The following is a 25,416-nucleotide window of genomic DNA, read 5'->3' as shown; positions in this document are numbered from 1 at the left end:
TCCTCCCCATGGCCGACAACCGCCGTACGCCGCGCCGGGGCGCTGCCGCCAAGGGCAGCAGCCCCCGGGGGCGCAGCGGTCCCGGGCGGACCTCGTCCGCGGCGCGACCCCGTCCGGCGGTGCCGTCCGGCGCGGCCGGCGACGGCCCGGAGGGGTCCCGCGGCGGCCGCGGCCCCCGGTTCACTAGCCGTGCGGTCATCCTGCTCGTGGTGGTCGCGGTGCTGGCGGTGTCCTATGCCTCGTCGATGCGTGCCTACCTCCAGCAGCGCTCGCACATCACCGATCTCAAGGCCCAGATCGCGCAGCGCCAGGCCGACATCGATCAGCTCGAGCGCGAGAAGCGTCGCTGGCACGACCCCGCCTTCGTCCAGGCGCAGGCGCGGCAGCGGTTCGGCTACCTGATGCCGGGGGAGAAGTCGTACGTCGTGCTCGGCGAGGACGGCCAGCCGCTGCAGAGCGAGAGCTTGACCGACCCCGCGACCGTCGCGCAACGCGCGCCGACGGCGTGGTGGACCGCGGAGTGGAGGTCCGTGGAGCTGGCGGGCAACCCGCCCAAGCCGCAGGCGCCGCCCGCGGCCGAGATCGGAGCCGGGAAGAAGAGCCAGTGAGTGAGAACGTGTCCGCCCGCGACATCGCGGCGGTCGCGGCGCAGCTCGGCCGGGAGCCGCGAGGTCTCCACGAGGTCGGACACCGCTGCCCGTGCGGCAACCCCGACGTCGTGACGACCGAGCCCCGCCTGCCCAACGGCACGCCGTTCCCGACGACGTTCTACCTGACCTGCCCCCGCGCGGCCTCGCGGATCGGGACCCTCGAGGGGTCGGGGCTGATGAAGGAGATGCAGGACCGGCTGGCGACCGACCCCGAGCTCGCGGCGGCGTACGCCCGGGCGCACGAGCGCTACCTCGCGGCCCGCGAGGCGCTGGGCTCGGCGCCCGAGATCGCCGGGATCTCGGCCGGAGGCATGCCCGACCGGGTCAAGTGCCTGCACGTGCTCGCCGGCCAGGCGCTGGCGCAGGGACGAGGCGTGAACCCGCTCGGCGACGAGGTGCTCGACGCGCTGGGGGACTGGTGGTCCTCGGGGCCCTGCGTCGAGGTCGCGGAGAGCGTGCCCGACGCCGGCGCCGACGCCGACACCGGGACCGACGACTCCGGCGAGACCGCCGGCCCCGCGTGAGCGTGGTCGCCGCGGTCGACTGCGGCACCAACACGATCAAGCTGCTGGTCGCCGAGGTCGCCGGGACCGCACAGCGCCCGACCCTGGGCCGCCAGCTGGTCCGGGAGACCCGGATGGTCCGGCTCGGCGAGGGCGTGGACCGCACCGGCCGGCTCGCGGACGCCGCGCTGGGGCGGGCGTTCGCCGCGCTCGACGAGTACGCCGAGCTGATCGGCTGCCACGACGTGGCCCGGATCCGGTTCTGCGCGACCTCGGCGACCCGCGATGCCGCCAACGGCGACGTCTTCGCCTCCGGGGTCCGGCAGCGGCTGGGCGTCGACCCGGAGGTGATCAGCGGCGCCGAGGAGGCCGGGCTTGCCTTCGACGGCGCGATCCGGAACCTGCGCTCGGCCCCGGCCGAACCGGTGCTGGTGATCGACATCGGCGGCGGTTCGACCGAGCTGGTGCTCGGCTCGGGTGGGTCGCCCGACGTTGCCCACTCCATGGACATCGGGTCGGTCCGGCTGCACGAGCGGCACCTGCACTCTGACCCGCCCACCGCGGCCGAGGTCGCGGCCTGTGTCGCCGACATCGACGCCCATCTCGACGCTTGCCCCGTCGACGTGACCCGAGCGGCCACGGTGCTGGGCGTCGCCGGCACGGTGCTCACGGTCGTCGCGAGCGCGCTCGACCTGCCCGAGTACGACGCCGCCGCGATCGACCAGGCCGTCGTACCCGTCCCGCGGGTGGCCGAGGTGGTCGACCGCCTCATCGGTCTGTCCGTGGCGCAGCGCCGCGACCTGCCGTACATGCACCCCGGCCGTGCCGACGTCATCGACGGCGGCGCGCTGATCCTCGCCCGGGTCCTGTCCCGCACCCACGCCGAGTCGCTGGTCGCCTCCGAGGCCGACATCCTCGACGGCATCGCCTGGTCGCTGGTGGGCGAGGCGACCGGGTAGTCCGTGACGTTTCGGCCCGCCAGCTGCCCGATCGAGGGCCGAAACGTCACGGACTACCCCGAGGGACGGGTTACTTCCGCGCGCGGGTGGGCACGGAAGTTTCATGACGCACATGCAGAGTCCGCCACCTGAGGAGCCGATCGGCGCGCTGGTGCACCGCCTGTCGGAGCAGATCCCCGAGCTGGTGCGCAGCGAGCTGCGGCTCGCCCAGGCCGAGCTCACCGAGAAGGGCAAGAAGGCCGGCATCGGCATCGGGATGTTCAGCGTGGCCGGGCTGCTCGCCTTCTTCGGCGTCGCGACGCTGATCACGACCGCGATCCTCGTCCTGGCGCTGTGGCTGCCCGCGTGGGCAGCGGCCCTGATCGTCGCCGGTGTGTTGCTGATCGTCGCCGGCGGCGCCGCCCTGGCCGGCAAGAGGGAGGTCCAGCAGGCAACCCCGCCGGCCCCGGAGAAGACCATCGCCAGCGTCCGCGCGGACGTCGAGGCCGTGAAGGGAGCCCACCGATGAGCAGCAACGGCGCCTCGCCCGAGCAGATCGAGGCCGACATCGCCCGCCAGCGCGAGGAGCTCGCCGCGACCGTCTCCCGGCTCGAGGCCAAGCTCGACGTCAAGACCCGAGCCCGGCACAAGGCCGCGGAGCTCAAGGACCGCGCCACCACCGACACCGGCAAGCCGCGGCCGGAGCTGCTGGCCGGGGCGGGCATCGCGGTGGCCGTGCTGGTGGCGCTCGTGGTCCGGCGACGCCGCCGCTGACCGACCGATCCACCACCCCCCGCAGAACACCGAGGAGCACCCGATGATGAAGAAGCTGACCCTGCTGGCTGCCGGAGCCGCCGGCTACGTGCTGGGCGCCCGCGCCGGTCGCGAGCGCTACGACCAGATCGTCGCCGGCGCGCAGCGGTTCGCCGGCAACCCCAAGGTGCAGGCGGCCGCGCACCGGGCGCAGGACACCGTCGCGCAGCAGGCGCCCGTGGTGGCCGACGCGGTCAAGGAGAAGGCCTCGTCCGCCGCCGGCGCGGTGGCGGACAGGATGCCGGGCGGTGGCTCGTCGGACGCCGGCACGTCCGGCGCCCCCTTCAGCTGACCCGCAGGCGTACGGCGGGGCCCGAGCGGGTGCGGGAGGATGCGGACGTGACCGCCCTCCCGCACCCGATCTCCGGGCAGCCGTTCGAGTCCCCGGTGCCACCCGGCACCGGCTGGCCCGAGGACCCGGGTCGCCCGGACACGCCCGTCGCCCGCACGCCGGCGCAGGTGCGCCGGCTCGCCGGGGCGGACACCCTCGGCGAGCTCGAGGCGCGGGTCTCGGTCTGCCGGGCGTGCCCGCGCCTGGTCGCCTGGCGCGAGGACGTGGCCCGCGACAAGCGCGCGTCGTTCGCCGATCAGCCCTATTGGGGTCGGCCGATCGCCGGCTGGGGCGCTGAGGACCCCCGCGTGCTGATCGTCGGGCTGGCCCCGGCGGCCAACGGCGGCAACCGCACCGGCCGGATCTTCACCGGCGACCGCTCCGGCGACTGGCTGTTCGCGAGCCTGCACCGGGTCGGCCTCGCCACCCAGCCGACCAGCGTGCACGCGGGCGACGGCCAGCGGCTGCTCGACGCTCGGATGGTCGCGGCGGTGCGCTGCGCCCCGCCGCTGAACAAGCCCACGACCGCCGAGCGGGACACCTGCGCGCCGTGGCTGGACGCCGAGCTGGCGCTGGTCGCCGACTCGGTCCGCACGGTGGTGGCGCTCGGCTCGTTCGGCTGGAGCGCCGCGCTGGCCGCCTTCCGCCGGCTCGGCTGGGAGGTGCCCCGTCCCGCGCCCCGCTTCGGCCACGGCGCCGAGGCGGTGATCGGTTCGCCCGGGCACGAGGTGGCGCTGCTCGGCTGCTACCACCCCAGCCAGCAGAACACGTTCACCGGCAAGCTCACCGAGCCGATGATCGACGAGGTGCTCGGTCGCGCCGCCGCTGCTGCGAGAATCCACCGGTGATCACGCGCGCGCCGCGCGGTCGAGGCCCCCGTATCCCAATCGGCAGAGGAAGTCGCCTTAAAAGCGATCGAGTGTGGGTTCGAGTCCCACCGGGGGCACCCGCCGGCCCACCACGCCTGGCAGCCGCAAGTGCCGCAGGTCCCCTCCGGGAACGCCGGGACCTGTGAAAGCGTTGTGAACGGTGAGTCCTCATAGACTCGACTCGCAGGCGGGCCGTCAGGGGACGGCTTCCACCCCCGGCCTCCAAGGAGGAGACCACATGCAGAGCAACAACCCGGTGTTCCGGCGCTCGGAGCAGTTCAACCGTGCGACCCCGAACGCCTACGGCAACCAGACCTACGCCGGCAACGGCGGTGCGTGGTCCGGCTACGGCCAGGCCGGCACCCAGTCCGACCCCGCCACCTGGGGCGTCGGTACGCCGGGGGCGCCCACCACCGTCGCGGCGCCGATGACGATCGACTCGGTCGTCCAGAAGACCGCGATCTCGCTGGGCACCGTGATCGTGTTCGCGCTGGCGACCTGGATCCTGACCCCGGCCCTGAACGTGCCGAACGCGAACCTCGCGGGGCTGTCCACCGCGGTGACCGTCGGCGCGCTGGGCGCGTTCGCGCTGTCGATGGTCAACTCGTTCAAGCGGGTGATCAGCCCGGCGCTGGTGCTGGCGTTCTGCGCGTTCGAGGGCGTCGCGCTGGGTGGCCTGAGCAAGCTGTTCGACGCCTCGTTCGGCGGCAACGTCGTCTCCGGTGCCGTGATCGGCACCTTCGCCGCCTTCGCCGGCACGCTCGCGGCGTACAAGGTCTTCGACATCAAGGTCGGCCACAAGTTCCGCATGTTCGTGATGGCCGCCGTGTTCGGCATGGTCGGCCTGAGCCTGATGGAGATGGTGCTGGGCCTGTTCGGCGCCCAGCTGGGCCTGTTCGGCTTCGGCGGCCTGGGCCTGCTCACCGCGATCGCCGGCCTGGTGCTCGGCGTGTTCATGCTGGTGATGGACTTCGACTTCGTCGAGCAGGGCATCGCCAACCGGCTGCCCGAGGTGGAGTCGTGGCGCGCGGCGTTCGCGATGACCGTCAGCCTGGTCTGGATCTACACCAACCTGCTGCGCCTGCTGGCGATCCTGCAGCAGGACTGATCGAACCCCTGCCATCCGGCAGGGCTCAGCTGGTGGCCGCCGCCTCGGACGAGGCGGCGGCCTCGCTGTTCTCGCTCTCGGACTCGGGCGCCTCGCCGGGGGTCTCCGGGTGGCTGCGGCGGTGCCGCAGCTCGACCCACAGCCCGCGTACGCCGCGGCGCGCGCCGGCGATCTCGGTGCCGTCCAGCTCGGTGCCGGGCCGGTTGACCGCCTGCACCGCCGCGGTGGCGATCGGGAGCACGCCCTCGCCGCGGAACGCCTCGGGCTGCTCCTCGCCCTCCGGGACCAGGCCGAGCGCGGCCAGCGCGGAGGGCAGCAGCACGGTGACCAGCCGGCGGTAGCCGTCGGCCGAGGGGTGGAACTGGTCCGGGCCGAACAGGATCGCCGGCGCGGCCGCGAACTCCGGGCCGAGGATCGAGCCGAGCGAGACCGTCCGGCCGCCCTCCTCGACCACCGCGATCGTCTGGGCGGCCGCCAGCCGGCGCGACCAGGCCCGGGCGACCTGCTTGAGCGGCGGGGCGATCGGCTTGACCGTGCCGAGGTCGGGGCAGGTGCCGACGACGACCCCGACGCCGGCCTCGCGCAGCCGGCGTACCCCCTCGGAGAGCTGGCGCACCGAGTGCGAGGGCAGCACGGTGTGGGTGACGTCATTGGCGCCGATCAGGATCACCGCGACGTCGGGCCCGGTGGGCAGGGCCCGGTCGATCTGGGACCCGAGGTCCGAGCTCTGGGCGCCCACGACCGCCAGCTCCCGCAGGTGCACGCGCCGGTCGGCGCGCACGGCCAGCCCGCTGGCCAGGAGCGCGCCGGGGGTCTCCTCGACCCGGCCCACGCCGTACCCCGCCGCGCTGGAGTCGCCGAGCAGCGCGATCTTGATCGCGGGGCCGGGCCGGCCCCGGCCGTACCAGCCGGTGGCGTCCGGCGGCGGGAGCTCGCGGAGCGTGCCGATGGTCCGGCGGGCCATCCTGGCCTCCAGCGTGAGCACGCCGTACAGCCCCGCTCCCAGCACCGACAGTCCGCCGCCCCCGAAGGCTGCGGCGGACGCGAGCTTGCGCGCGGCGGCTGCTTTCCCCACACCTCAACTCTACGGAGGCGCCCGCAACCCGCTTCCGCAACGGAGGATGCGTGCCGGGTTTTGGGGGCGGAGCGGCGCGGAGCAATACATTGGCGGGATGCAGTACGTGAACTCGCTCCTCGACCTCATCGGCAACACCCCGCTGCTGAGGCTCTCGCGGTCCCTCGCCACCCCCGACGGACCCTCCTTCGACGACGCGGCGCCCGGGCACGGCCCGCTGTTGCTGGCGAAGGTGGAATACCTCAACCCCGGTGGGTCGGTGAAGGACCGCATCGCCACCCGGATGATCGAGGCGGCCGAGGCCTCCGGCGCGCTGCAGCCCGGCGGCACCATCGTCGAGCCGACCTCCGGCAACACCGGTGTCGGGCTGGCGATGGTCGCGCAGGCCAAGGGCTACAAGTGCATCTTCGTCTGCCCCGACAAGGTCAGCGAGGACAAGCGCAACGTGCTGAAGGCCTACGGCGCCGAGGTCGTGGTGTGCCCGACCGCGGTCGCCCCCGAGCACCCGGACTCCTACTACAACGTCTCCGACCGGCTCGCCTCACAGCCGGGCGCCTGGAAGCCCGACCAGTACTCCAACCCCAACAACCCCCGCTCCCACTACGAGACGACGGGCCCGGAGATCTGGGCCCAGACCGAGGGCCGGATCACCCACTTCGTCTGCGGTGTCGGCACCGGCGGCACGATCAGCGGCATCGGCCGCTACCTCAAGGAGCAGAACCCGGACGTCCAGGTGATCGGCGCCGACCCGGCCGGCTCGGTCTACTCCGGCGGCACCGGCCGCCCGTACCTCGTCGAGGGCGTCGGCGAGGACTTCTGGCCCGAGACCTACGACCGCTCGGTCGCCGACCGGATCATCGAGGTCTCCGACGCGGACTCCTTCGCGTTCACCCGGCGGCTCGCCCGCGAGGAGGCGCTGCTCGTCGGCGGCTCCTCCGGCATGGCGGCGTACGCCGCGAAGCAGCTCGCGCTCGAGCTCGCCGGCACCCCCGAGGGGGAGGACGCCGTGATCGTGGTGCTGCTGCCGGACTCCGGCCGGGGCTACCTCACCAAGGTCTTCAACGACGAGTGGCTCGCGCAGTACGGCTTCCCGGTCGAGGGCGCCCAGCAGGAGGCGCAGACGGTCGGCGACGTGCTGCGCGGCAAGGACGGCCGGCTGCCCGACCTGGTGCACACCCACCCGGCCGAGACCATCGCCGAGGCCGTCCACATCCTGCAGGAGTACGGCGTCTCGCAGATGCCGGTCGTCCGCGCCGAGCCGCCGATCGTGGCCGCCGAGGTGGCCGGCTCGGTCTCGGAGCGGACCCTGCTCGACGCGCTGTTCACGGGCACCGCGCGGTTGACTGACCCGGTCGAGCAGCACATGTCGCCGCCCCTGCCGACGATCGGCTCGACCGAGCCGGCGAGCGCCGCGGTGACGCTGCTGGAGAAGGCCGACGCGGTGCTGGTGCACGAGGACGGCAAGCCGGTCGGCGTGCTCACCCGCCAGGACCTGCTGGCGTTCCTCGCGAAGGGCTGACCGGCCCGGGGTAGGGATCTGGGGTCCGACGCACCCGACCGCTCCGGGACCTTGGTCCCGGAGCGGGGGTGCGTCCGGCCGTCCCGCGCCGGACGCGTGGTCTCTTAACGTCGAGACACCATCCCGCGCGCCGTCAGGAGCCCCGTTGGACCCCCTCGAGCTCGCCCGCGGGCAGCTGGGCAGCATCACCACCGTTCACTCCTTCCTGTTCCTGCCGACCACCTCCGGGTTCTCCGCGCTGGTGGCGGGCTACGGGACCACCCGCGTGCGCACCCGCGGCCCGCACCGGCTGCGGCCGTCGAGGTCGGTCTGGACCGGCTGGACCGGCTGGACCGGGTGCAGGACCTCATCGACCCACTGTGGGCGCGGGGCCATAGGCCCTCCCGGGTCAACGCGTAGACAACTGCGGACGAAGGACGAACCATGGGTGTAGACATGGAAGACATGAGCGAGACCACGACACCGATCCGGGTGTACCTGCTCGACGACCACGAGGTCGTCCGGCAGGGCCTGCGCTTCCTGCTGGAGGCCGCCGGGGACATCGAGGTGGTCGGCGAGTCCGGTTCGGCCGAGGACGCCTCCCACCGGATCCCGGCGCTCCGCCCGCACGTCGCGATCCTCGACGCGCGGCTGCCCGACGGCTCCGGCATCGAGGTGTGCCGCACGGTGCGGGCCGTCGACCCGTCGATCAACGCGCTCATCCTGACGTCCTACGACGACGACGAGGCGCTCTTCGCCGCGATCATGGCCGGTGCCGCGGGCTACGTGCTGAAGGAGATCAAGGCCTCCGACCTGATCAGTGCGGTGCGCCACGTCGCCGGCGGCCACTCGCTGATCGATCCGACGCTCACCTCGCGGGTCCTGGAACGGGTCCGCAACGGCCCGGCCACCGCGCCCGAGCTCGCCGAGCTCACCGACCAGGAGCTCAAGCTGCTCGGCTACATCGCCGAGGGCCTGACCAACCGGCAGATCGGCGAGCGGATGTTCCTCGCGGAGAAGACCGTCAAGAACTACGTCTCCTCGATCCTGGCCAAGCTCGGGCTGGAGCGTCGTACCCAGGCCGCCGTACTCGCCTCGAAGCTGCTCGACCCCGCCGACAGCCGCCGCTGAGAGACCGCCGAGTCGGCGCTCGTTGACGCCCAGTGGGTACGCCGTGTGTACCCCGAGTCGGCGCTCGTTGACGCCCGGGGGTACGCCGAGTCGGCGCTGCTTGACGCGCGCTGGGACGTCTGTGTGCAGGACCTGTGGCTGGTGGGGCCATGACCATGCGCCCTGCTGGACGAGGTGATGCGAGCGCGATCCTCAGGTGTCGAACAACCGCAGGAGTGCGCCATGAGCCTCACCCATCCCCGCCAGAACCGGCGACACCGAGACGCTCCCCAGACGACCCAGAAGCCGACGACCCGGGAACGGCCGCCGCTGCGGGTCGCGGAGACGCCCAGCAGGCACCAGGCCGCCGCGGCGCGTCGTGCGGTGGCGACGCTGCGGATCGCGTTCGGCCTGACCTTCCTGTGGGCCTTCTTCGACAAGCTGCTCGCGCTGGGCTACCACACCGGGTACGACGCCAACGGTCACCTGGACCGGTTCGGTGACGCGGCGTGGATCCACGGCGGCAGCCCGACGTACGGCTTCCTCTCCTCAGCCGACGGTCCACTGCAGAGCTTCTGGCACGCGGTCGCCGGCGATGCCTGGGCCGACTGGCTCTTCATGCTGGGGCTGCTGGGCGTGGGGGTGGCGTTCACGCTGGGCGTGGGCATGTGGCTCGGTGCCGCGGCCGGGGCGTTGATGTACCTGATGATGTGGAGCGTCGTGCTTCCCCCGCAGAACAACCCCGTCCTCGACGAGCACCTGCTCGGCGCGCTGACCCTGGTCACGCTCGCCCTGCTCAACGCCGGCGGCAGCTGGGGGCTCGGACGTTGGTGGGCCCGCACCGGACTGGTGCGCCGCTGGCCCGCCCTCCGCTGAGGTCGGCCGCGACCGGGCCCGGTTGGACCAGCGACCCGGACCGCGTCCGGGGCGTCAACGAGCGCCGACTCGGCGGGCCCTGGGGTGTCAACGAGCGCCGACTCGGCGGGCCCTGGGGGTGTCAACGAGCGCCGACTCGGCGTGCCCTGGGGTGTCAACGAGCGCCGACTCGGCGGGCCCTGGGGGTGTCAACGAGCGCCGACTCGGCGTGCCCTGGGGTGTCAACGAGCGCCGACTCGGCGTGGCCTGGGGTGTCAGCCGACCGGTGCGTGCCAGACGACCGAGACCCCCGTCGGCTCGTGGGGCAGGACCTGGAGGTCCCCTCCGAGCGCGAGGGCCTGCCGCCGCGCCTGGCCGAGCTTGGTCTCGAGCAGCTCCACTCGCGCCGCGGCCGGGCCGTCGTGACCGTCGTCGGAGACCGTCAGGCGGACCTCGGAGCCGACCACCGCGAGCTCCACCTCCACCGCCGTCGCGTCGGCACGCTCCACCACGTCGGCGACCGCGTCCCGCAGCACGGCCACGAGCCGGGCGCGCACGGTGGCGGTGATGACGGTGTCGACGGGCCCGGAGGTGCGGACGACGGGGCGGAAGCCCAGGGCCGGGGCGTACTCGTCCACCACCGTGCGGATCTCGGCACGCACGGAGCCGGCGTGCCGGTGCTGCAGCTCGAAGATCGTGCCGCGGATGTCGCGGATGGTCAGGTCGAGGTCGGAGACGGCCTGCTCCAGGCGTTCGGCGACGTCCGGCCGGCTGGTGAGCAGCGCGGTGCCCTGCAGCTGCAGCCCGGTGGCGAAGAGCCGCTGGATCACGGTGTCGTGCAGGTCCCGGGCGATCCGCTCACGGTCGGAGATGACCGCGAGCTCCTCGCGGTCGGCGTACGCCGCGATCCGGTCCAGCGCGAGGGCCGCCTGGTCGGCGAACGAGGTCAGCAGCTCGCGTTCCTCGGCCCGGCCGGGACAGGCGGTCCGGTCACAGACCGAGACCAGCACGCTCGGGGGCGCCAGGTGCGACCGCAGAGGTACGGCGAGCACGCACAGCTCACCGACCTGGAACGAGACCACCTCGCGGCCCGACCCGGCGCGCTCGACCTCGTCGAGCACCGAGTCCACGACGCCCCGGTCGAGCCGATCGCTGGAGATCGTGCGCCCGTCGTCCTGGCCCGGGTGCAGGACAGCGACCGCGAGCACGCCGGAGACGGTCCGGACCGTCCGGACCAGTCGGTGGAGGGCGTCATCGAGCCCGGCGGGGGGCTGCAGCTCGTCGGCGAGGTCGGCCCAGGCCTCGAGCCAACGGCGGCGTCGCTCGCTGGCGGCGTACGCGCGCGCGTTCTCGATGACGAAGCCGGCCGCCGCGGCCAGCCCGTGGACCAGCACCTCGTCCTGCTCGGTGAAGGCGGTGCCCCCGGCCTTCTCCGCGAGGTAGAGGTGGCCGAAGAGCGTGCCCCGGATCCGGATCGGCATGCCCAGGAACGTGCGCACCGCCGGCAGCCCCTCGGGGAAGCCCCGGAACCGGGCATGGGTGGTCAGGTCGTCCAGCCGGAGCACCTCCTCGCTCTGGTCGGTGATCGGGACGATCCCGGTGCCGGAGGACAGGTGGCGCGCGAAGGTGGCCCGGAGGTCCTCGTCGCCCCCCTTGGTCACCAGGTCCACCAGCGTCCTGCCGTCGGGGCCGACGACGGCGAGGGCGCCGTACCGGGCCGCGGTGAGCTCGGTCGCGGACTCGACCAGCCGGCCGAGCACGGCACCGAGGTCGAGGTCGCTGGCGACGCTGAGCACCGCGTCGAGCAGGGCCTGGGCGGCACCGGGCAGCGCCGGTGCGGCGGAGTGCGCCCCCGGCGGCGGGGCGTAGCCGTCGGCCGTCGGGGCGAGGTGGGCGGTCATCGGGGGCTCCTCAGCTGGCGGGGGATCCCCGCGTTGAGTTCGGGGGCCGCGGCCAGCCGGACCTTGACGTCCACCAGCGAGCAGCCCTGGGCCGTCACGACCACGGGGTTCAGGTCGAGCTCGGCGAGCGCGGGCAGGTCGGCGGCCAGGGCGCCCAGTGAGACGACGAGCCCCACCAGTGCGTCGATGTCGCCGCGCGGTGACCCACGATAGCCCTCGACGAGGGGCCAGATCCGCAGCGAGCGCAGCGCCCGCTCCGCATCGGCCCTGCTCACCGGGGGCACGAGGAAGGCCCGGTCGTTCCACAGGTCGGTCGCCACCCCGCCGGCGGCGACCATGACCAGCGGTCCGAACCCGGGGTCGCGTACGACGCCGAGCGCCACCTCGACCCCGCTGATGACGGGCTGGACCAGGATCGGCACCTCGTCGTGCCCGAGCTCGGCCTCGAAGTCGCGGGCGGCGGCGACCACCTCGACCGCGGACTCCAGCCCCACCCGGACCAGGCCGCGGTCGGTCTTGTGCACGACGCGCTGGTCGGCGACCTTGACCGCGACCGGGAAGCCGATCCGGGTCGCGGCTGCCGAGGCGGCCAGCGGGCTGTGCACGAGGGTGCCGGTGGGGAGCAGGCCGTAGGGCTCGAGCAGCCGCGTCACCTGCTCGACCCCCAGCCAGCCGCCGCCCTCCGTCATGCCCTCGAGCAGCTCGTTGGCCAGGCGACGGGTGGCGGCCACGACCTCCTCGTCGGTGGTCGGCGGGTCCTCGTGCGGCACCCGCAGCCAGGCGGCATAGGCGTTGGCGTGGCCGAGCGCGCGCACCGCGGCGCTGCCGGAGCGCAGCACGGTGACGCCGGAGCGGGCGGCGTCCCGCGAGTCCAGGCCGCCCATCGGCACCAGCACCATCGGCTTGTCGGGGTGGGCGGCCCGCGCCCGGCCCAGGGCGGTGACGATGGGACCGGTGTCGGTGACGTTGGTGCGCACCAGCACCACCACGAGCGCGTCGACCTCGTCCGAGCCGAGCAGCGCGCCGGCCATCGCGGCCAGGTCGTCGGCGGTGGCGCCGGCCCCCGCGTCGACCGGGTTGCTGGTGCCGGTGGTGCCGGAGACGTGCTCACCGATGCGGGCCCGCAGCCCGGCCGACAGCTCGGGCACGACCAGCCCGTGGCCGTCGGCCGCGTCGGCCGCGAGCACGCCCAGGCCGCCGGCGTTGCTCAGGATCGCCAGGCGCGGGCCCGCGGGCAGCGGCTGCTCCGCGATCACCAGCGCGGTCTCGGCCATCTCCTCGGCGCTGCGGCAGCCGATCACGCCGGCCTGCGCGAACAGCGCGTCCACGCCCACGCCCGGGGTGGTGGCGGCCGCGGTGTGCGAGGCCCCGGCCCGCCGGCCGCCCGCGGAGCGGCCGCCGACCACCGCGAGCAGCGGCTTGCGCTCGGAGAACCGGCGCGCCACCCGCGAGAACTTCGGGGCGTTGCCGAACGACTCGAGATAGAGCGCCGCGGCGCTCACCCGGTCGTCGTCCCACCAGGCGGCGAGCAGGTCGTTGCCGGACACGTCGGCCTTGTTGCCGAGCGAGACGAACGACCCGATGCCCAGGCCGAGCTCGCGCGCGACGTCGATCAGCGCGATCCCCACGCCCCCGGACTGGGAGGCGATCGCCAGCCCCCCGGGTGGCGGCACCGCCGGGCTGAAGGTGGCGTTCAACCGGATGTCGGGGTGGTTGGCCATCAGCCCGAGGCAGTTGGGCCCGACCAGCCGCATGCTGTGCTCGCGGGCCCGGTGCAGCATCTCCCGCTGGATGGTGGTGCCGGTGCCGCCGAGCTCCTCGAAGCCGGAGGAGATCACCACGGCCGCCGAGACGCCGGCCCGGGCGGCCTCGTCGATCGTGTCCAGCACCCGGGGGGCCGGCACGGCCACCACGAGCAGGTCGACGTGCCAGGGCACCTCGGCCAGGCTGGGGTACGACGGGACGCCGTCACCCGGGCCGGGCCCGCCCGGTTCGCGGCCCGGTTCGCGGCCGGGTCCGCGGCCGGCCTGCGGGTGGATGAGGCAGAGGTCCCCGGCGTACCCGCCGGAGCGGATCGAGCGCAGCACGGCCGCGCCGACCCCGGTGCCGTTCCCGCGCGCCCCGACCACCGCCACCGTGGCGGGGTAGAGCAGCGGGGCCAGCGACCGGGCCTCGGACCGGAACTCGCGCTCGTCGGCGGTGGCGACGGCCCGCGCGGAGGCGGCGGTGCCCATCTCGACGTGGACGGTGCCCTCCTCGGTGCGCCGCGCGACCTCGAAGCCGGCGTCGAGGAACACCCGCAGCATCGGGGTGTTCTCGGCCAGCACCTCCGCGAGGAACCTGCGTACGCCCTGGTCCCGCGCCGCCGCGGCCAGGTGCTCCAGCAGGAGGCTGCCGACGCCACGGCCGCGCAGGGTGTCGGTGACCAGGAAGGCGACCTCGGCGACGTCGGCGTCGACCCGTTCCGCGGTGGCCAGCGCCACGATCCGGCCGTGCACGGTCGCGACCAGGCAGGCGATGGTGTCCGCGCCCCCGCCCTCGAAGAGGTGGGCGACGTACTCCCGCCCGGCCCGCCGGCTGGTGGCGAAGAACCGCAGCCGCAGGCTGGCGTCGGAGACCTCGTCGTGCAGCGCCTCCAGGCCCGGCCGGTCCTCCGGGCGTACCGAGCGCACCGAGGCGACGGTGCCGTCGGCGAGCAGCACGTCCGCCGGGGGCGGGCCCGGGGGAGGCAGCACGAGTCCGCGCGCCGGCGCCTCCGGCGCCGGCGGGTCGAGGCGTCCCCCGGAGCGCGCGCGCCGCTGCCCGGACGCAGGGTGCACGGTCATGCAGCGATCCTCCGGGGCGCGGCCGCCCGGGACACAGGGCCGATGTGCCTCGCGCGCCGTGGCTTCGGCCCCTCCCCGCGGGGTCGGCCGGCGGCTGTGCTGGGAGCAGCCGGGCAGGCCGCAGGGGAGGCCCGGGGAGGGGGAGGCTCCATGCTGGTGCACGAGCTGATGACCAGCCCGGCGGTGACCGTGGCGCCGGAGGTCTCGGCGAAGGCGGCGTTGCGGCTGCTGGCCGAGCACGGGATCACCGCGATGCCCGTCGTCGACGCGGCCGGGGCCCTGGTCGGGGTGGTCAGCGAGGCGGACCTGATCCGCGGGGCGGTGCCACCCGACCCCCGCGCCCACGAGATCCCGGTGCCGGTGACGTCCGGCCCCTCGCCGCACCGGGTCGCGGACCTGATGAGCCACGTCCCGCTCAGCGTGCGCGCCGACGCCGACCTGACCGTGGCCGTCGAGCTGATGTCCGGGACCGCGGTCAAGAGCCTGCCGGTGCTGCGCGACGGCGTGGTGGTCGGGGTGGTCAGCCGCCGGGACGTGGTCGCGGTGCTCGCCCGCAGCGACGCCCGGATCGCCGCCGAGGTCGAGGACCTCGTGCGCGCGGCCGGCCTCGCGTGCGCGGTGCAGGTGGAGGAGGGCGTGGTGGTGCTCGACGGCCTCGACGACGCCCGCGACCAGGACCTGGCCCGGGTGTTGGCCAGCACGGTCCGGGGCGTGCTGGGGGTCCGGTTCGGACGGCCTTCGCCTGCCTGACCCTGCGGCGCCCTCACAGGCTGCGCCGGGCCGGCATCCGGCTCAACGCGTCCCAGCCGGCACCCACCCGCCGCCCGGACAGCTCGGTCCAGCGAAGTCGCAGGTAGAGCGTCCGGGAGCCGCCCACCCAGGGCTGCGGCGCCCACACCTCGCGGATGTGGTCCAGCTCGTCGATGTCGGTGACGAAGTCGCCGCGCCCCCGGGCCACCACGCTCCAGCCGCGCTGCTCGTCGTAGTCGAACTGGTCGACCTCGAAGGCCAGCGTGGTGTCGCGGCCGTAGCTGCCGAGCAGGCTGTACGGCGAGGTCCGGACGACGATCGCGTCGTCGACGACCGAGTAGTTGACCGGGATGATGTGCGGCCCGGTGGGCGTGGCGATCGCGATCCGCCCGGCGACACCGGCGCGCAGGAGGGCCTCGCACTCCTCGCGGTCCAGGTCGATGAGCTCCTGCACGTCCAGCCCCTTCGTCTCGTCCTCCCGGCCCTCATGCTCCCGGCCGGCGCGCGGGAGCGGTCAGGGCCGATGGTCCTGTCGTCCTGCCCGATGCGCCCTGCCCGCTGGGTGGCGCCCGGACCAAGGTGACCACCATGGAGAGCAACAGGCACGACCCGGTGACCCCGGCCGGCACCGTCGTCGTCGGGGTCGACGGCTCCAAGCCGTCCGACCAGGCGCTGGACTGGGCCACCGAGCAGGCCGCGCTGGAGCACCGGACGCTCACGCTGGTCCACGCGCTCGGCCCGATGGGGACCAGCGGGACGGCCTGGCTGGACCAGGCCGGGGTGAACCGGCGCGACATCCTCGAGGCCATGCGGGGCGACGGCCACGACCTGCTCGACCGCGCGCGCGAGCGGGCGCTGCGCCGGCACCCGCACCTGGAGGTGCGCGAGGTGCTGCGCATGGTCGATCCCCGCGAGGCGCTGCTGGAGCTCTCCCAGGACGCCACCATGGTGGTGCTCGGGTCCCGCGGCCGGGGTCCGGTGCGGAGCCTGGTGCTCGGCTCGGTCAGCGCGGGGGTCTCCCGGCACGCCGCCTGCCCGGTGGTGGTGCTGCGGCCGCGCAACGTCGGCGTCGTACGCCGGGGCGTGCTGGTCGGTGCGGACGGCACCCCCCGCTCCCGCGCCTCCCTGGAGTTCGCCTACCGGCAGGCGTCGTTGCGCCGGCTGCCGCTCACGGTCCTGCACTGCTTCTGGGACGCCGCGGGCGTCTCGGCCGCGTCGCGGATCGTGGCGGCGGGGGAGGAGGGCGTGGAGGACGAGCGGCTGCTGCTGGCCGAGTCGGTGAGCGGGATGACCGAGAAGTTCCCCGACGTCAGCGTGCGCCTGGAGCTGGCCCGCGGGCTGGCCGACGACGCCCTGGTCCGGCTCTCCCAGCAGATGGACCTGGTCGTGGTCGGCTACCACCCGATGCGGCCGCTGGCGGGCCTGGTCTACGGCTCGGTCGCCTCGACGGTGCTGGAGCACGCGTCCTGCATCGTCGCGGTGGTGCCCGAGCCCGACGTGGCGGTGCCGGCCGAGGCGACGCCGGACACCGCGGCGGACACGGCCCGGGACACGGCCAGTGACACGGGGGCGGTCGAGGAGCTCAGCGCACCCGACGTGCCGGCGTGACGCGACGCGCCCCCAGGTGGTGACCGGCCACCAGGGCGACGATGTCGGTCCAGGTGACCAGGCCGACCACCCGGCCGTCGTGGTCCACCACCGGCAACGCGTCGACGAGCTCGGCCAGCATCACCTCGGCCGCCTCGCGCACGGTCGCGTCACGCCGGACCCGCGGCGGCCGGCCGCCGACGTGGGCGCCCACGGAGGGCCGGCCGCCGCCGGTGGTCGCGATCGCCGCGAGCACGTGCTCGGCCGAGAGCAGGCCGCGGAACGTGCGGTCGGGGTCGACGACCAGCAGGTGCCGCACGGCGTGGCGCAGGAACACGTCGACCGCCACCATCAGGTCGACGTCGGAGCGCACCGCCACCAGCCGGCGGCTCATGATGTCGGCCACCAGGGGCTCGCCGGCCGCGTCGTCGGGTGGCTCGGGCAGGTCCGGCGGGGCCGCCAGCTCGCGCTCGGGGTCGATCACGACCTCACGGTCGGCCCCCTCCGGCGTGCTCGTCAGAGGAGAAGGTCACTCCTGTCCGCGCGCCCGCTCCAGGGCCCGCTCTGGGACCCGCTCTGGGGCCGGCCGAGGGGCGGCCGCCGGTCAGCCGCGGGACGGGTCGAGGTCGCCGTCGACGTAGACCCAGCGACCGGCGCGACGCTCGAACCGGCTGCGCTCGCGCAGCACGCCCGGCCCGGCCGGTGTCTCGTAGCTGGCCGCGAACTCCACCGTGCCGGTCTCGTCGTCGGGGCCGCCGCCGGTGGTGGCGAGCACCTCGAGCCCGGTCCAGGTCAGCGCCGGGTCCGGTGTCAGGTCCTCGGGCCGGGTGCGCGGGTGCCAGGTGCGGAAGACGTGGCCGAGGTGGCCCACGGCGTACGCCGAGTAGCGCGAGCGCATCAACTCCTCGGCGGTCCCCGCGACGGCCGCGCCGCGGTGCAGCCGGCCGCAGCAGCCGTCGTACGTCGCCGCGCTGCCGCACGGGCAGCGCTGCTGGAGGCTCATCACGGTGGCACCGTAGCGGGAACCGTGACGCGCACCGGCCCGGGGCGCTTGACGGGGCGTCGTAGCGTGAAGTGGTGACCTCTGCTTCCACCAGCACACGTCCGACCATCGCCACCGTCGGGGCGCTCCGGGCCTCCGGCCACGAGCAGAAGGCGCTCCGGACCGAGCTCCGCGACAACCTGCTCGCCGCGCTGCGGGAGGGCCGGGACCCCTGGCCGGGCCTGCACGGGTTCGAGGACACGGTGATCCCGCAGCTGGAGCGGGCGTTGATCGCCGGCCACGACGTCGTCCTGCTCGGGGAGCGCGGCCAGGGCAAGACCCGGCTGCTGCGCACGCTGGTCGGGCTGCTCGACGAGTGGTCGCCGGTGATCGCCGGCAGCGAGCTCGGCGAGCACCCCTACGAGCCGATCACGGTCACCAGCCGCCGGCGGGCGGCCGAGCTCGGCGACGATCTCCCGGTGGACTGGCGGCACCGCGACGAGCGGTACGCCGAGAAGCTCGCCACCCCGGACACCTCGGTGGCCGACCTGATCGGCGACGTCGACCCGATGAAGGTGGCCGAGGGCCGGTCACTGGGCGACCCCGAGACCATCCACTTCGGCCTGATCCCGCGCTCCCACCGCGGGATCGTCGCGATCAACGAGCTGCCGGACCTCGCGGAGCGGATCCAGGTCGCGATGCTCAACGTGATGGAGGAGCGTGACATCCAGATCCGCGGCTACGTGCTGCGGCTGCCGCTGGACGTGCTGGTGGTGGCCAGCGCGAACCCCGAGGACTACACGAACCGCGGCCGGATCATCACGCCGCTCAAGGACCGTTTCGGCGCCGAGATCCGCACGCACTACCCGACCGAGCTCGAGGACGAGGTCGCGGTGATCCGCCAGGAGGCGCACCTGGTCGCCGACGTGCCCGACCACCTGGTCGAGGTGCTCGCCCGGTTCACCCGGGCGCTGCGCTCCTCGAGCTCGGTGGACCAGCGCTCGGGCGTCTCTGCGCGGTTCGCGATCGCCGGTGCGGAGACGATCGCCGCGGCGGCGTTGCACCGCGCCACCTCCCAGGGGGAGGACGAGGCGGTGGCCCGGGTGGTCGACCTGGAGACCGCCGTGGACGTGCTGGGCGGCAAGATCGAGTTCGAGACCGGCGAGGAGGGCCGCGAGACCGAGATCCTCACCCACCTGCTTCGCACCGCGACCGCGGAGACCGTGCGCCAGCACTTCCGCGGCCTCGACTTCGCGGTGCTGGTCGACGCGATCGAGCGTGGCTCGCTCGTCACGACCGGCGAGCAGGTCACCGCGCGCGACTTCCTCACCGGCCTCCCGGTGCTGGGGGAGTCCGAGCTCTACGACGAGGTCTGCGACCGGCTCGACGCCACCACCGACGGCCGGCGCGCGGGGGCGATCGAACTCGCGCTCGAGGGGCTCTACCTGGCCCGCAAGGTCAGCAAGGAGACCGGTGGCGGGGAGACGGTCTATGGCTAGCCGCCGGCCCGGCCACGGGCACAGCTCCCGCTACGGGCGGTACGCCGGCGGCCCGGACCCGCTCGCCCCGCCGGTCGACCTGGCCGAGGCGCTGGACGCGATCGGCGAGGACGTGATGGCCGGCTACTCGCCCGAGCGGGCGATGCAGGAGTTCCTGCGCCGCGGCGGCCGGGACCAGACCGGCCTGGACGACCTGGCCCGGCGGGTGGCCGAGCGGCGGCGCGAGCTGCTGCAGCGGCACCACCTCGACGGCACCATGACCGAGGTGCGCGAGCTGCTGGACCGGGCGGTGCTCGAGGAGCGCAAGCAGCTGGCCCGCGACCCGATGATGGACGAGGGTGATCGCGCCTTCCGGCAGATGCAGCTCGACGGCCTGCCGCCGTCGACGGCCGCCGCGGTCTCCGAGCTGGCCGACTACGACTGGTCCTCGCGGCAGGCCCGGGAGGACTACGAGAGGATCAAGGACCTGCTCGGGCGGGAGCTGCTCGACCAGCGGTTCGCCGGCATGAAGCAGGCCTTGGAGAACGCCACCGACGAGGACCGCGCCGCGGTCAACGAGATGCTGGCCGACCTCAACGGGCTGCTGGAGAAGCACCGGCTGGGCGAGGACACCCAGGCCGACTTCGAGGAGTTCATGGACAAGCACGGGGACTTCTTCCCCGAGCGGCCGGCGAACATCGAGGAGCTGCTCGACTCCCTGGCCCAGCGGGCCGCGGCGGCGCAGCGGATGCTGAACTCGATGTCGCCCGAGCAGCGCGAGGAGCTGATGCAGCTCTCCGCGCAGGCGTTCGGCTCCCCGGAGCTGATGGACGCGCTGGGCCAGCTCGACGCGAACCTCCAGGCGCTGCGCCCCGGCGAGGACTGGGGCGGCGCGGAGCAGATGTCCGGCTCCGAGGGGTTGGGCCTGGGCGACGGCACCGGCGTGTTCCAGGACCTCGCCGACCTCGACGAGCTCTCCGAGCAGCTCTCGCAGTCCTACGAGGGCGCGCGGATGGACGACCTCGACCTCGATAAGCTGGCGCGCCAGCTCGGCGACGAGGCCGCGGTCGACGCGCAGACCCTGCAGCGGCTGGAGAAGGCGCTGCGCGACACCGGCTACATGAAGCGCGGCAGCGACGGCGAGCTCCGGCTCAGCCCGAAGGCGATGCGCCAGCTCGGCAAGGCCCTGCTCCGCGACGTGGCCCAGCGGATGTCGGGACGGCAGGGTCAGCGCGACCTGCGGCAGGCCGGCGCGGCCGGGGAGCTGTCCGGGGCCACCCGCGAGTGGGCCTTCGGCGACACCGAGCCGTGGGACGTGACCCGCACGGTCACCAACGCGGTCGTCCGCACGGTCGCCGAGGGCGGCGACGCCCGCCGCGCCGTAAGCCTGGAGATCGGCGACGTCGAGGTCACCGAGACCGAGGCCCGCACCCAGGCGGCGGTGGCGCTGCTGGTCGACACGTCGTTCTCGATGGCGATGGACGGGCGCTGGGTGCCGATGAAGCGGACCGCGCTCGCGCTGCACACGCTGATCCGCTCGCGGTTCCGCGGCGACCACCTGCAGCTGATCGGCTTCGGCCGGCACGCCGAGGTGATGGAGATCGAGCAGCTCACCGCGCTCGACGCGATGTGGGACAAGGGCACCAACCTGCACCACGCGCTGCTGCTCGCCAACCGGCACTTCCGCAAGCACCCGAACGCCCAGCCGGTGCTGCTCGTCGTGACCGACGGCGAGCCGACGTCGCACCTCGAGCCGGACGGCGAGGTGTTCTTCTCCTACCCGCCGCACCCGCTGACCGTCGCCTACGGCGTGCGCGAGCTCGACAACGCCGGCCGCCTCGGCGCGCAGACCACGTTCTTCCGGCTCGGCGAGGACCCCGGGCTGGCCCGGTTCATCGACTCGATGGCGCGCCGGGTCGACGGCCGGGTCGTCGCCCCCGAGCTCGACGACCTCGGCGCCGCCGTCGTCGGGTCCTACCTCGGCTCCCGCGGCTCCCGCTCCACCTTCGGCGATCCCTACGGAGACTGGTTCGGCGGCCGCGGCTTCTGGGTGGGCGACTGAACGTTGAGTTGGCCCTCCCGCCGGGTTGAGTTGGGCCTCGCGCCGGGTTGAGTTGGGCCTCGCGCCGGGTTGAGTTGGGCTTCCCGCCGGGTTGAGTTGGGCTTCCCGTCGGGTTGAGTTGGGCCTCGCGTCGGGTTGAGCTGGGCTTCCCGCCGGGTCAGCACTGGTGGCGCTCCCAGTTGGCGCACCAGCGCGTGGAGGTACGGCGTACGCCGGCGCAGGCGGGCAGCTCCTCGGGTGGCTCGACCTCGTCGGTGTGCACGTCGCGGACCAGCATCGGCCGAGCGAGCCGGAGGCCGTTGAGGAAGATCTCGCAGTCGCAGAATCCGCCCATGCCGCCGAGCCGTCGCTCCAGCCCGGTGGCCGTGGGGGATCTCAGCTCCCGGAACCGCTGCGACCACCGCAGCGTCGTGTTGCAGCCGAACTCCTCGAGCATCCGCGCCACGTAGCAGGCCAGGCACTCCGACCTGCCCGGGAGCGTCGCTGCGTCGGCCACCACCCGCAGCTCCGCCTCGAGCTGCTCCACCAGCGTCATCTCGTCCATCCCGACCTCCGCTTCCGACGACCTGCCCGGAGGTCTACCGAGGAGCACCGACATCCGGCTGCGGAGGAGGCCGGCGGCAGCGTCATCCCGCTCGGCTGTGGTCGCTCGGCCGAGTTGCCCGGCGGAAGGCCCAACTCAACCCGGTGCGGGGCCCAACTCAACGCGGTGCGGGGCCCAACTCAACGCGGTGCGGGGCCCAACTCAACGCGGTGCGGGGCCCAACTCAACGCGGTGCGGGGCCCAACTCAACCCGGTGCGGGGCCCAACTCAACGATGGGGGTGGAGGATCGCCGCGAGCTCCTCGACGCCGTCGACGAGGCGAGTGCCGGGGCGGGCCCAGGCGGCGTTGGCGTCGACCGGGTGCACCGGTACGCCCGGGGGCAGGACGCCCGAGGCGACGAGGTCGTCGGCGAGCGCGGTCGCGCCGGCGAGGTCATAGCCGCAGGGCGCGACCACGACAACCTCGGGGCGGGCCGCGTGCACCGCCTGCCAGGTCACCCGCTGCGACTTCGCGCCCGGCTCGGCCAGCAGCGGCGTGCCGCCGGCCGCCTCGATCATCTCCGGCACCCAGTGGCCCGGCGCGAACGGCGGGTCGGTCCACTCCAGCAGCATCACCCGGGGCCGCGACCGGCCGGCGACGCGGCGCCGTACGACGTCCAGCCGGCCCCGCAGCGACCCCACCAGCGTCGTGGCCTCGGCCTCGTGACCGGTGGCCCGGCCCAGCGCCTCGATCGAGCCGAACACCTCGTCCATCGTGTGCGGGTCGATCGTGAGCACCTCCGCGGTGCACCCCAGGTGGGCCAGCGCGTCGTCGACCACCGAGACGTCGACGGCGCAGACCGCGCACAGGTCCTGGGTCACCACGAGGTCGGCGTCCAGATCGGCCAGCGCGCCCGCGTCGAGGTGGTAGAGGTCCTCACCCCGCGCCATCGCCCCGCTGACGAACGCGTCGATCTCCGCCGGCGTCAGCCCCGCCGGCATCGCCGAGGTCGACACGATCCGCCGGGTCCGCGCCTCGGCCGGGTGGTCGCACTCGAAGGTCACGCCGATCACGTCCGGGCCGGCCCCGATCGCGAACAGGATCTCGGTGGTCGAGGGCAGCAGGGACACGATCCGCACCGCCCCAGCCTAGGCGCGGCTCGGCAGGGACCCCGGCAGGGGACCGGCTCAGGGCACCGCCACGCCGGTGGTCTGGGTGAGCCGCACGGAGTTGCCCGAGGGGTCGCGGAAGCCCGCGTCGATGCCGTAGGGCCGCACCTCCGGCGGCTGGGTGAAGACCACGCCCCGGGCGGTCAGCTCGTCGTAGCTGCGCTGACAGTCGTCGGTGCCGAGGAACAGCGTGCCGGCGAACCCCTTGGCGACCAGGCTCCGGATCTCCTGGCCGGTCGCCTCGTCGGTCATGGGTGGGCCGGGCACCGACATGAGCACGACCTCCACCTCCTGGTCGGGCGTGCCGACGGTCAGCCAGCGGAAGTCGCCCATCTCCGGCAGGGTGACGTCCTGGCGCAGCTCCATGCCGAGCTTGCGGGTGTAGAAGTCGAGGGCCTCGTCCTGGTCGTGGACCCACATCTGGACGGCGTCGAGCTTGATCATGGTCTTCCTCTCGTTGGCAGGTCTTCGACCTCGACACTAGGCGCGTGAAACGGGCCCGGTCTTCTCCGAACGTGCTGGATCGGAAGCGGGTGGCACGGGCACGTGGCCGGGCCGCCCGTACAGTCGCCGGACGCAGGCGGGGACCACGGCGTACGCCGTCGCCGGGGGGTACGCCGCGCGGTAGGCCGTCGGGCTCATCGCGTAGGTGCGCGAGAAGGTGGTGGTGAACGAGCCCACACTGGTCAGCCCGACGGCCATGCACACCTCGGCGACCGAGCGGTCGGTGTGCCGCAGCAGCGACGCGGCGCGCTCCAGGCGTCGGGTGAGCAGGTAGACGTGCGGCGACTGGCCGAAGGTCCGCTTGAACGCCCGCGAGAAGTGGGCGCGGCTGAGCCCGGCCGCGGCGGCCATCGCCTCGACGTCGACGCCGTCGGCGAAGGCACGGTCGGCGAGGTCCCGGGCGCGTAGCAGGTGGCGTTCGATCGGCAGGCTGGTCATCACCAGCAGTATCCCTCGACCTAGGGTGGCGCGGTGGTCGATCCCTCGCTTCCGACGATGTTGCTGCTGGGTGGGGCGGGGTTGATGGCCGGGTTCGTCGACGCGGTGGTGGGCGGCGGCGGCCTGATCCAGCTCCCGGCGATCCTGCTCGGGCTGCCGGGAGCGAGCCCCGTGCAGGTGCTCGGCACCAACAAGCTCGCCTCGATCTGCGGCACCAGCGTCAGCAGCGCGACCTACTACCGGCGCGTGCGGCCCGACCCGCGCACGTTCGGCCCGCTGATGCTGCTGGCGTTCGCCGGCTCGGCGCTCGGCGCGGTGGTCGCCGCCCACATCCCGGAAGCCGCCTTCGAGCCGCTCGTGCTGGTGGCCCTGGTCCTGGTCGGCGGCTACGTGCTGTTCCGGCCGAGCCTGGGCGGCACCACCGCGCTGCGCTTCTCCGGTCACCGGCACACGATGGCGGCGATGCTGACCGGCCTGGGCATCGGGTTCTACGACGGGGCGCTCGGCCCGGGCACCGGCAGCTTCTTCGTGTTCACGCTCGTCGGCCTGCTCGGCTACTCCTTCCTCGAGGCCTCGGCCAAGGCCCGCCTGGCCAACTGGGCCACGAACCTGGCCGCGCTGTGCATCTTCGTCCCGCAGGGCGGGGTGCTGTGGAAGGTCGGCCTGGTGATGGGGGCCTGCAACCTCGCCGGCGGCTACCTCGGTGCGCGTACGGCGGTCGCCCGCGGCACGCGCTTCGTGCGGATCTTCTTCATCGCGGTCGTCACCGCGTTCATCGTGCGCATCGGCGGGGGCCTCGCGGGGGTGTGGTGACCGACTCCTACCTCACCCTCGCGCGGGACGGCGAGGCCGAGATCGAGGTCAAGCGGTCCCGGTTCCTCTGCACCCTGGTCCGGGTCGAGGACGAGGAGTCCGCGCGGGCCGTGGTGGACCGGCTGCGCCGCACCCACTGGGACGCGCGGCACCACTGCTCGGCGTTCGTGCTCGGCCCGGACGGCGCGGTGGAGCGGTCCAGCGACGACGGCGAGCCGGCCGGCACCGCGGGCGCGCCGATGCTGGAGGTGCTGCGCGGACGCGGGGTCAGCGACGCGGTCGCGGTGGTCACCCGCTGGTTCGGCGGCACGCTGCTCGGCGCCGGCGGGCTGGTGCGGGCGTACGGCGACGCCGTACGCGCCGGTCTCGACGCCACCGGCACGCTGCGCCGCGACCTGCTCCGCGAGCTCGAGCTCGAGGTCGGCCACGCCGACGCCGGCCGGGTCGAGAGCGACCTGCGGGCCCGGGGGATCGCGGTCCTCGACACGACGTACGCCGCGACCGTGGTGCTTCGCCTCGGGGTGCCGGTGGCCGAGGTCGAGCGGCTGCACGCGCTGGTGGCGGAGCTGACCGGTGGGACCGCCACCGCGGTCGAGGCCGGCGCGCGGTGGGTCGACCGGGGCTGAGGGCCGC

General features: G+C 74.1%; 27 protein-coding genes and 1 tRNA gene. 18 read left to right on the top strand and 10 right to left on the bottom strand.

Annotation, left to right across the window (positions count from 1 at the left end; translation table 11 throughout):
• Window positions 1-8 precede the first annotated feature (8 nt).
• The 9 genes from BJZ21_RS15735 to BJZ21_RS15695 all read left to right on the top strand — a co-directional run bounded on the left by BJZ21_RS15735 (window position 9) and on the right by BJZ21_RS15695 (window position 5,212).
• Window positions 9-608: an FtsB family cell division protein gene (locus tag BJZ21_RS15735; RefSeq protein ID WP_246298514.1), complete on the top strand. Its 600-nt coding sequence runs from the start codon at window positions 9-11 to the stop codon at window positions 606-608.
• Window positions 605-1,174 (top strand): DUF501 domain-containing protein, encoded by a 570-nt coding sequence (locus BJZ21_RS15730; protein WP_179664614.1) that lies wholly within the window; start codon window positions 605-607, stop codon window positions 1,172-1,174. The genes BJZ21_RS15735 and BJZ21_RS15730 overlap by 4 nt, the downstream gene beginning before the upstream one ends.
• Complete coding sequence (locus BJZ21_RS15725; RefSeq protein WP_179664613.1) at window positions 1,171-2,112, top strand: Ppx/GppA phosphatase family protein; 942 nt, start codon at window positions 1,171-1,173, stop codon at window positions 2,110-2,112. The genes BJZ21_RS15730 and BJZ21_RS15725 overlap by 4 nt, the downstream gene beginning before the upstream one ends.
• 112 nt (window positions 2,113-2,224) lie before the next feature.
• On the top strand, window positions 2,225-2,620 hold the full coding sequence (locus tag BJZ21_RS15720) for a phage holin family protein (RefSeq protein ID WP_218851516.1): 396 nt from the start codon (window positions 2,225-2,227) through the stop codon (window positions 2,618-2,620).
• A complete protein-coding gene (locus BJZ21_RS15715) occupies window positions 2,617-2,865 on the top strand; it encodes a DUF3618 domain-containing protein (RefSeq protein ID WP_179664611.1) in 249 nt (82 codons plus the stop codon). The genes BJZ21_RS15720 and BJZ21_RS15715 overlap by 4 nt, the downstream gene beginning before the upstream one ends.
• A 43-nt stretch (window positions 2,866-2,908) precedes the next feature.
• On the top strand, window positions 2,909-3,196 hold the full coding sequence (locus BJZ21_RS15710) for a hypothetical protein (protein ID WP_179664610.1): 288 nt from the start codon (window positions 2,909-2,911) through the stop codon (window positions 3,194-3,196).
• A gap of 47 nt (window positions 3,197-3,243) precedes the next feature.
• Window positions 3,244-4,083: a uracil-DNA glycosylase gene (locus BJZ21_RS15705; protein ID WP_343052172.1), complete on the top strand. Its 840-nt coding sequence runs from the start codon at window positions 3,244-3,246 to the stop codon at window positions 4,081-4,083.
• 24 nt (window positions 4,084-4,107) lie between these two features.
• Window positions 4,108-4,181: transfer RNA gene (locus BJZ21_RS15700), tRNA-Leu, on the top strand.
• A gap of 161 nt (window positions 4,182-4,342) precedes the next feature.
• Window positions 4,343-5,212, top strand: coding sequence for a Bax inhibitor-1/YccA family protein (locus tag BJZ21_RS15695; protein ID WP_179664608.1), 870 nt, complete (start codon window positions 4,343-4,345; stop codon window positions 5,210-5,212).
• A 25-nt stretch (window positions 5,213-5,237) separates the two neighbouring features.
• Here BJZ21_RS15695 and BJZ21_RS15690 read toward each other — a convergent pair whose 3' ends face one another.
• A complete protein-coding gene (locus tag BJZ21_RS15690) occupies window positions 5,238-6,287 on the bottom strand; it encodes a GDSL-type esterase/lipase family protein (RefSeq protein ID WP_179664607.1) in 1,050 nt (349 codons plus the stop codon).
• A 97-nt stretch (window positions 6,288-6,384) separates the two neighbouring features.
• Between BJZ21_RS15690 and BJZ21_RS15685 the strand changes: the two genes are divergently transcribed.
• From BJZ21_RS15685 to BJZ21_RS15675, 3 genes are all read left to right on the top strand, one after another.
• Window positions 6,385-7,806, top strand: coding sequence for a cystathionine beta-synthase (locus BJZ21_RS15685; RefSeq protein ID WP_179664606.1), 1,422 nt, complete (start codon window positions 6,385-6,387; stop codon window positions 7,804-7,806).
• A 435-nt stretch (window positions 7,807-8,241) separates the two neighbouring features.
• A complete protein-coding gene (locus BJZ21_RS15680) occupies window positions 8,242-8,916 on the top strand; it encodes a response regulator (protein ID WP_425490522.1) in 675 nt (224 codons plus the stop codon).
• Between the two features lie 222 nt (window positions 8,917-9,138).
• Entirely contained in the window at window positions 9,139-9,771 is a 633-nt protein-coding gene (locus BJZ21_RS15675) for a hypothetical protein (RefSeq protein WP_246298513.1), read from the top strand.
• Between the two features lie 254 nt (window positions 9,772-10,025).
• Here the strand turns inward: BJZ21_RS15675 and BJZ21_RS15670 are convergent, their stop codons facing one another.
• A complete protein-coding gene (locus BJZ21_RS15670; protein ID WP_179664604.1) occupies window positions 10,026-11,651 on the bottom strand; it encodes a GAF domain-containing sensor histidine kinase in 1,626 nt (541 codons plus the stop codon).
• A complete protein-coding gene (locus BJZ21_RS15665; RefSeq protein ID WP_179664603.1) occupies window positions 11,648-14,476 on the bottom strand; it encodes a bifunctional acetate--CoA ligase family protein/GNAT family N-acetyltransferase in 2,829 nt (942 codons plus the stop codon). Before BJZ21_RS15665 ends, BJZ21_RS15670 begins: the two co-directional genes overlap by 4 nt.
• A 150-nt stretch (window positions 14,477-14,626) precedes the next feature.
• On the opposite strand from BJZ21_RS15665, the gene BJZ21_RS15660 reads away from it, so the two are divergent.
• Window positions 14,627-15,226 carry a CBS domain-containing protein gene (locus tag BJZ21_RS15660; protein ID WP_179664602.1) on the top strand — a complete coding sequence of 200 codons (600 nt, stop codon included), beginning with the start codon at window positions 14,627-14,629 and terminating at the stop codon, window positions 15,224-15,226.
• Between the two features lie 13 nt (window positions 15,227-15,239).
• On the opposite strand, the gene BJZ21_RS15655 is transcribed toward BJZ21_RS15660, so the two are convergent.
• On the bottom strand, window positions 15,240-15,680 hold the full coding sequence (locus BJZ21_RS15655) for a pyridoxamine 5'-phosphate oxidase family protein (RefSeq protein WP_179664601.1): 441 nt from the start codon (window positions 15,678-15,680) through the stop codon (window positions 15,240-15,242).
• 134 nt (window positions 15,681-15,814) lie between these two features.
• Here BJZ21_RS15655 and BJZ21_RS15650 point away from each other — a divergent pair, with 134 nt between their 5' ends.
• On the top strand, window positions 15,815-16,834 hold the full coding sequence (locus BJZ21_RS15650) for a universal stress protein (protein WP_179664600.1): 1,020 nt from the start codon (window positions 15,815-15,817) through the stop codon (window positions 16,832-16,834).
• On the opposite strand, the gene BJZ21_RS15645 is transcribed toward BJZ21_RS15650, so the two are convergent.
• Both BJZ21_RS15645 and BJZ21_RS15640 read right to left on the bottom strand, forming a co-directional pair.
• Window positions 16,809-17,297 (bottom strand): CBS domain-containing protein, encoded by a 489-nt coding sequence (locus BJZ21_RS15645; protein ID WP_179664599.1) that lies wholly within the window; start codon window positions 17,295-17,297, stop codon window positions 16,809-16,811. The two genes, BJZ21_RS15650 and BJZ21_RS15645, sit on opposite strands and share 26 nt — an antisense overlap.
• A 120-nt stretch (window positions 17,298-17,417) precedes the next feature.
• Window positions 17,418-17,816, bottom strand: a complete 399-nt coding sequence (locus BJZ21_RS15640) for a YchJ family protein (protein WP_179665738.1) — start codon at window positions 17,814-17,816, stop codon at window positions 17,418-17,420.
• 74 nt (window positions 17,817-17,890) lie between these two features.
• Between BJZ21_RS15640 and BJZ21_RS15635 the strand changes: the two genes are divergently transcribed.
• Both BJZ21_RS15635 and BJZ21_RS15630 read left to right on the top strand, forming a co-directional pair.
• Window positions 17,891-19,294, top strand: a complete 1,404-nt coding sequence (locus BJZ21_RS15635) for a magnesium chelatase ATPase subunit I (protein ID WP_179664598.1) — start codon at window positions 17,891-17,893, stop codon at window positions 19,292-19,294.
• On the top strand, window positions 19,287-21,335 hold the full coding sequence (locus BJZ21_RS15630) for a vWA domain-containing protein (RefSeq protein ID WP_179664597.1): 2,049 nt from the start codon (window positions 19,287-19,289) through the stop codon (window positions 21,333-21,335). The genes BJZ21_RS15635 and BJZ21_RS15630 overlap by 8 nt, the downstream gene beginning before the upstream one ends.
• 157 nt (window positions 21,336-21,492) lie before the next feature.
• On the opposite strand, the gene BJZ21_RS15625 is transcribed toward BJZ21_RS15630, so the two are convergent.
• The 4 genes from BJZ21_RS15625 to BJZ21_RS15610 form a co-directional block, all read right to left on the bottom strand.
• Window positions 21,493-21,879, bottom strand: a complete 387-nt coding sequence (locus tag BJZ21_RS15625) for a DUF2695 domain-containing protein (RefSeq protein WP_179664596.1) — start codon at window positions 21,877-21,879, stop codon at window positions 21,493-21,495.
• Between the two features lie 267 nt (window positions 21,880-22,146).
• The gene (locus BJZ21_RS15620; RefSeq protein WP_179664595.1) at window positions 22,147-22,998 is read right to left on the bottom strand and encodes an ABC transporter substrate-binding protein; all 852 of its coding nucleotides are present in this window, start codon (window positions 22,996-22,998) and stop codon (window positions 22,147-22,149) included.
• Between the two features lie 48 nt (window positions 22,999-23,046).
• Window positions 23,047-23,472 (bottom strand): VOC family protein, encoded by a 426-nt coding sequence (locus tag BJZ21_RS15615; RefSeq protein ID WP_179664594.1) that lies wholly within the window; start codon window positions 23,470-23,472, stop codon window positions 23,047-23,049.
• Between the two features lie 36 nt (window positions 23,473-23,508).
• Window positions 23,509-23,970: a helix-turn-helix transcriptional regulator gene (locus BJZ21_RS15610; protein WP_179664593.1), complete on the bottom strand. Its 462-nt coding sequence runs from the start codon at window positions 23,968-23,970 to the stop codon at window positions 23,509-23,511.
• 33 nt (window positions 23,971-24,003) lie between these two features.
• Between BJZ21_RS15610 and BJZ21_RS15605 the strand changes: the two genes are divergently transcribed.
• Both BJZ21_RS15605 and BJZ21_RS15600 read left to right on the top strand, forming a co-directional pair.
• Window positions 24,004-24,783: a sulfite exporter TauE/SafE family protein gene (locus BJZ21_RS15605; protein ID WP_343052171.1), complete on the top strand. Its 780-nt coding sequence runs from the start codon at window positions 24,004-24,006 to the stop codon at window positions 24,781-24,783.
• Complete coding sequence (locus tag BJZ21_RS15600; RefSeq protein WP_343052170.1) at window positions 24,780-25,409, top strand: YigZ family protein; 630 nt, start codon at window positions 24,780-24,782, stop codon at window positions 25,407-25,409. Before BJZ21_RS15605 ends, BJZ21_RS15600 begins: the two co-directional genes overlap by 4 nt.
• The last annotated feature ends 7 nt before the right edge of the window (window positions 25,410-25,416 follow it).

The sequence above is a fragment of the Nocardioides panaciterrulae genome, assembly GCF_013409645.1.
GTDB lineage: Bacteria > Actinomycetota > Actinomycetes > Propionibacteriales > Nocardioidaceae > Nocardioides > Nocardioides panaciterrulae.
This window is presented reverse-complemented; position numbering and strand designations above follow the sequence as displayed.

What these genes read in the sequence shown, in the direction of transcription:
- BJZ21_RS15735 (WP_246298514.1), top strand. Translation starts at nt 9, where the DNA reads ATGGCCGACAACCGCCGTACGCCGCGCCGGGGCGCTGCCGCCAAGGGC.
- BJZ21_RS15720 (WP_218851516.1), top strand. Translation starts at nt 2,225, where the DNA reads ATGCAGAGTCCGCCACCTGAGGAGCCGATCGGCGCGCTGGTGCACCGC.
- BJZ21_RS15715 (WP_179664611.1), top strand. Translation starts at nt 2,617, where the DNA reads ATGAGCAGCAACGGCGCCTCGCCCGAGCAGATCGAGGCCGACATCGCC.
- BJZ21_RS15710 (WP_179664610.1), top strand. Translation starts at nt 2,909, where the DNA reads ATGATGAAGAAGCTGACCCTGCTGGCTGCCGGAGCCGCCGGCTACGTG.
- BJZ21_RS15695 (WP_179664608.1), top strand. Translation starts at nt 4,343, where the DNA reads ATGCAGAGCAACAACCCGGTGTTCCGGCGCTCGGAGCAGTTCAACCGT.
- BJZ21_RS15685 (WP_179664606.1), top strand. Translation starts at nt 6,385, where the DNA reads ATGCAGTACGTGAACTCGCTCCTCGACCTCATCGGCAACACCCCGCTG.
- BJZ21_RS15680 (WP_425490522.1), top strand. Translation starts at nt 8,242, where the DNA reads ATGGAAGACATGAGCGAGACCACGACACCGATCCGGGTGTACCTGCTC.
- BJZ21_RS15675 (WP_246298513.1), top strand. Translation starts at nt 9,139, where the DNA reads ATGAGCCTCACCCATCCCCGCCAGAACCGGCGACACCGAGACGCTCCC.
- BJZ21_RS15670 (WP_179664604.1), bottom strand. Translation starts at nt 11,651, where the DNA reads ATGACCGCCCACCTCGCCCCGACGGCCGACGGCTACGCCCCGCCGCCG.
- BJZ21_RS15665 (WP_179664603.1), bottom strand. Translation starts at nt 14,476, where the DNA reads ATGACCGTGCACCCTGCGTCCGGGCAGCGGCGCGCGCGCTCCGGGGGA.
- BJZ21_RS15660 (WP_179664602.1), top strand. Translation starts at nt 14,627, where the DNA reads ATGCTGGTGCACGAGCTGATGACCAGCCCGGCGGTGACCGTGGCGCCG.
- BJZ21_RS15650 (WP_179664600.1), top strand. Translation starts at nt 15,815, where the DNA reads ATGGAGAGCAACAGGCACGACCCGGTGACCCCGGCCGGCACCGTCGTC.
- BJZ21_RS15640 (WP_179665738.1), bottom strand. Translation starts at nt 17,816, where the DNA reads ATGAGCCTCCAGCAGCGCTGCCCGTGCGGCAGCGCGGCGACGTACGAC.
- BJZ21_RS15630 (WP_179664597.1), top strand. Translation starts at nt 19,287, where the DNA reads ATGGCTAGCCGCCGGCCCGGCCACGGGCACAGCTCCCGCTACGGGCGG.
- BJZ21_RS15625 (WP_179664596.1), bottom strand. Translation starts at nt 21,879, where the DNA reads ATGGACGAGATGACGCTGGTGGAGCAGCTCGAGGCGGAGCTGCGGGTG.
- BJZ21_RS15615 (WP_179664594.1), bottom strand. Translation starts at nt 23,472, where the DNA reads ATGATCAAGCTCGACGCCGTCCAGATGTGGGTCCACGACCAGGACGAG.
- BJZ21_RS15610 (WP_179664593.1), bottom strand. Translation starts at nt 23,970, where the DNA reads ATGACCAGCCTGCCGATCGAACGCCACCTGCTACGCGCCCGGGACCTC.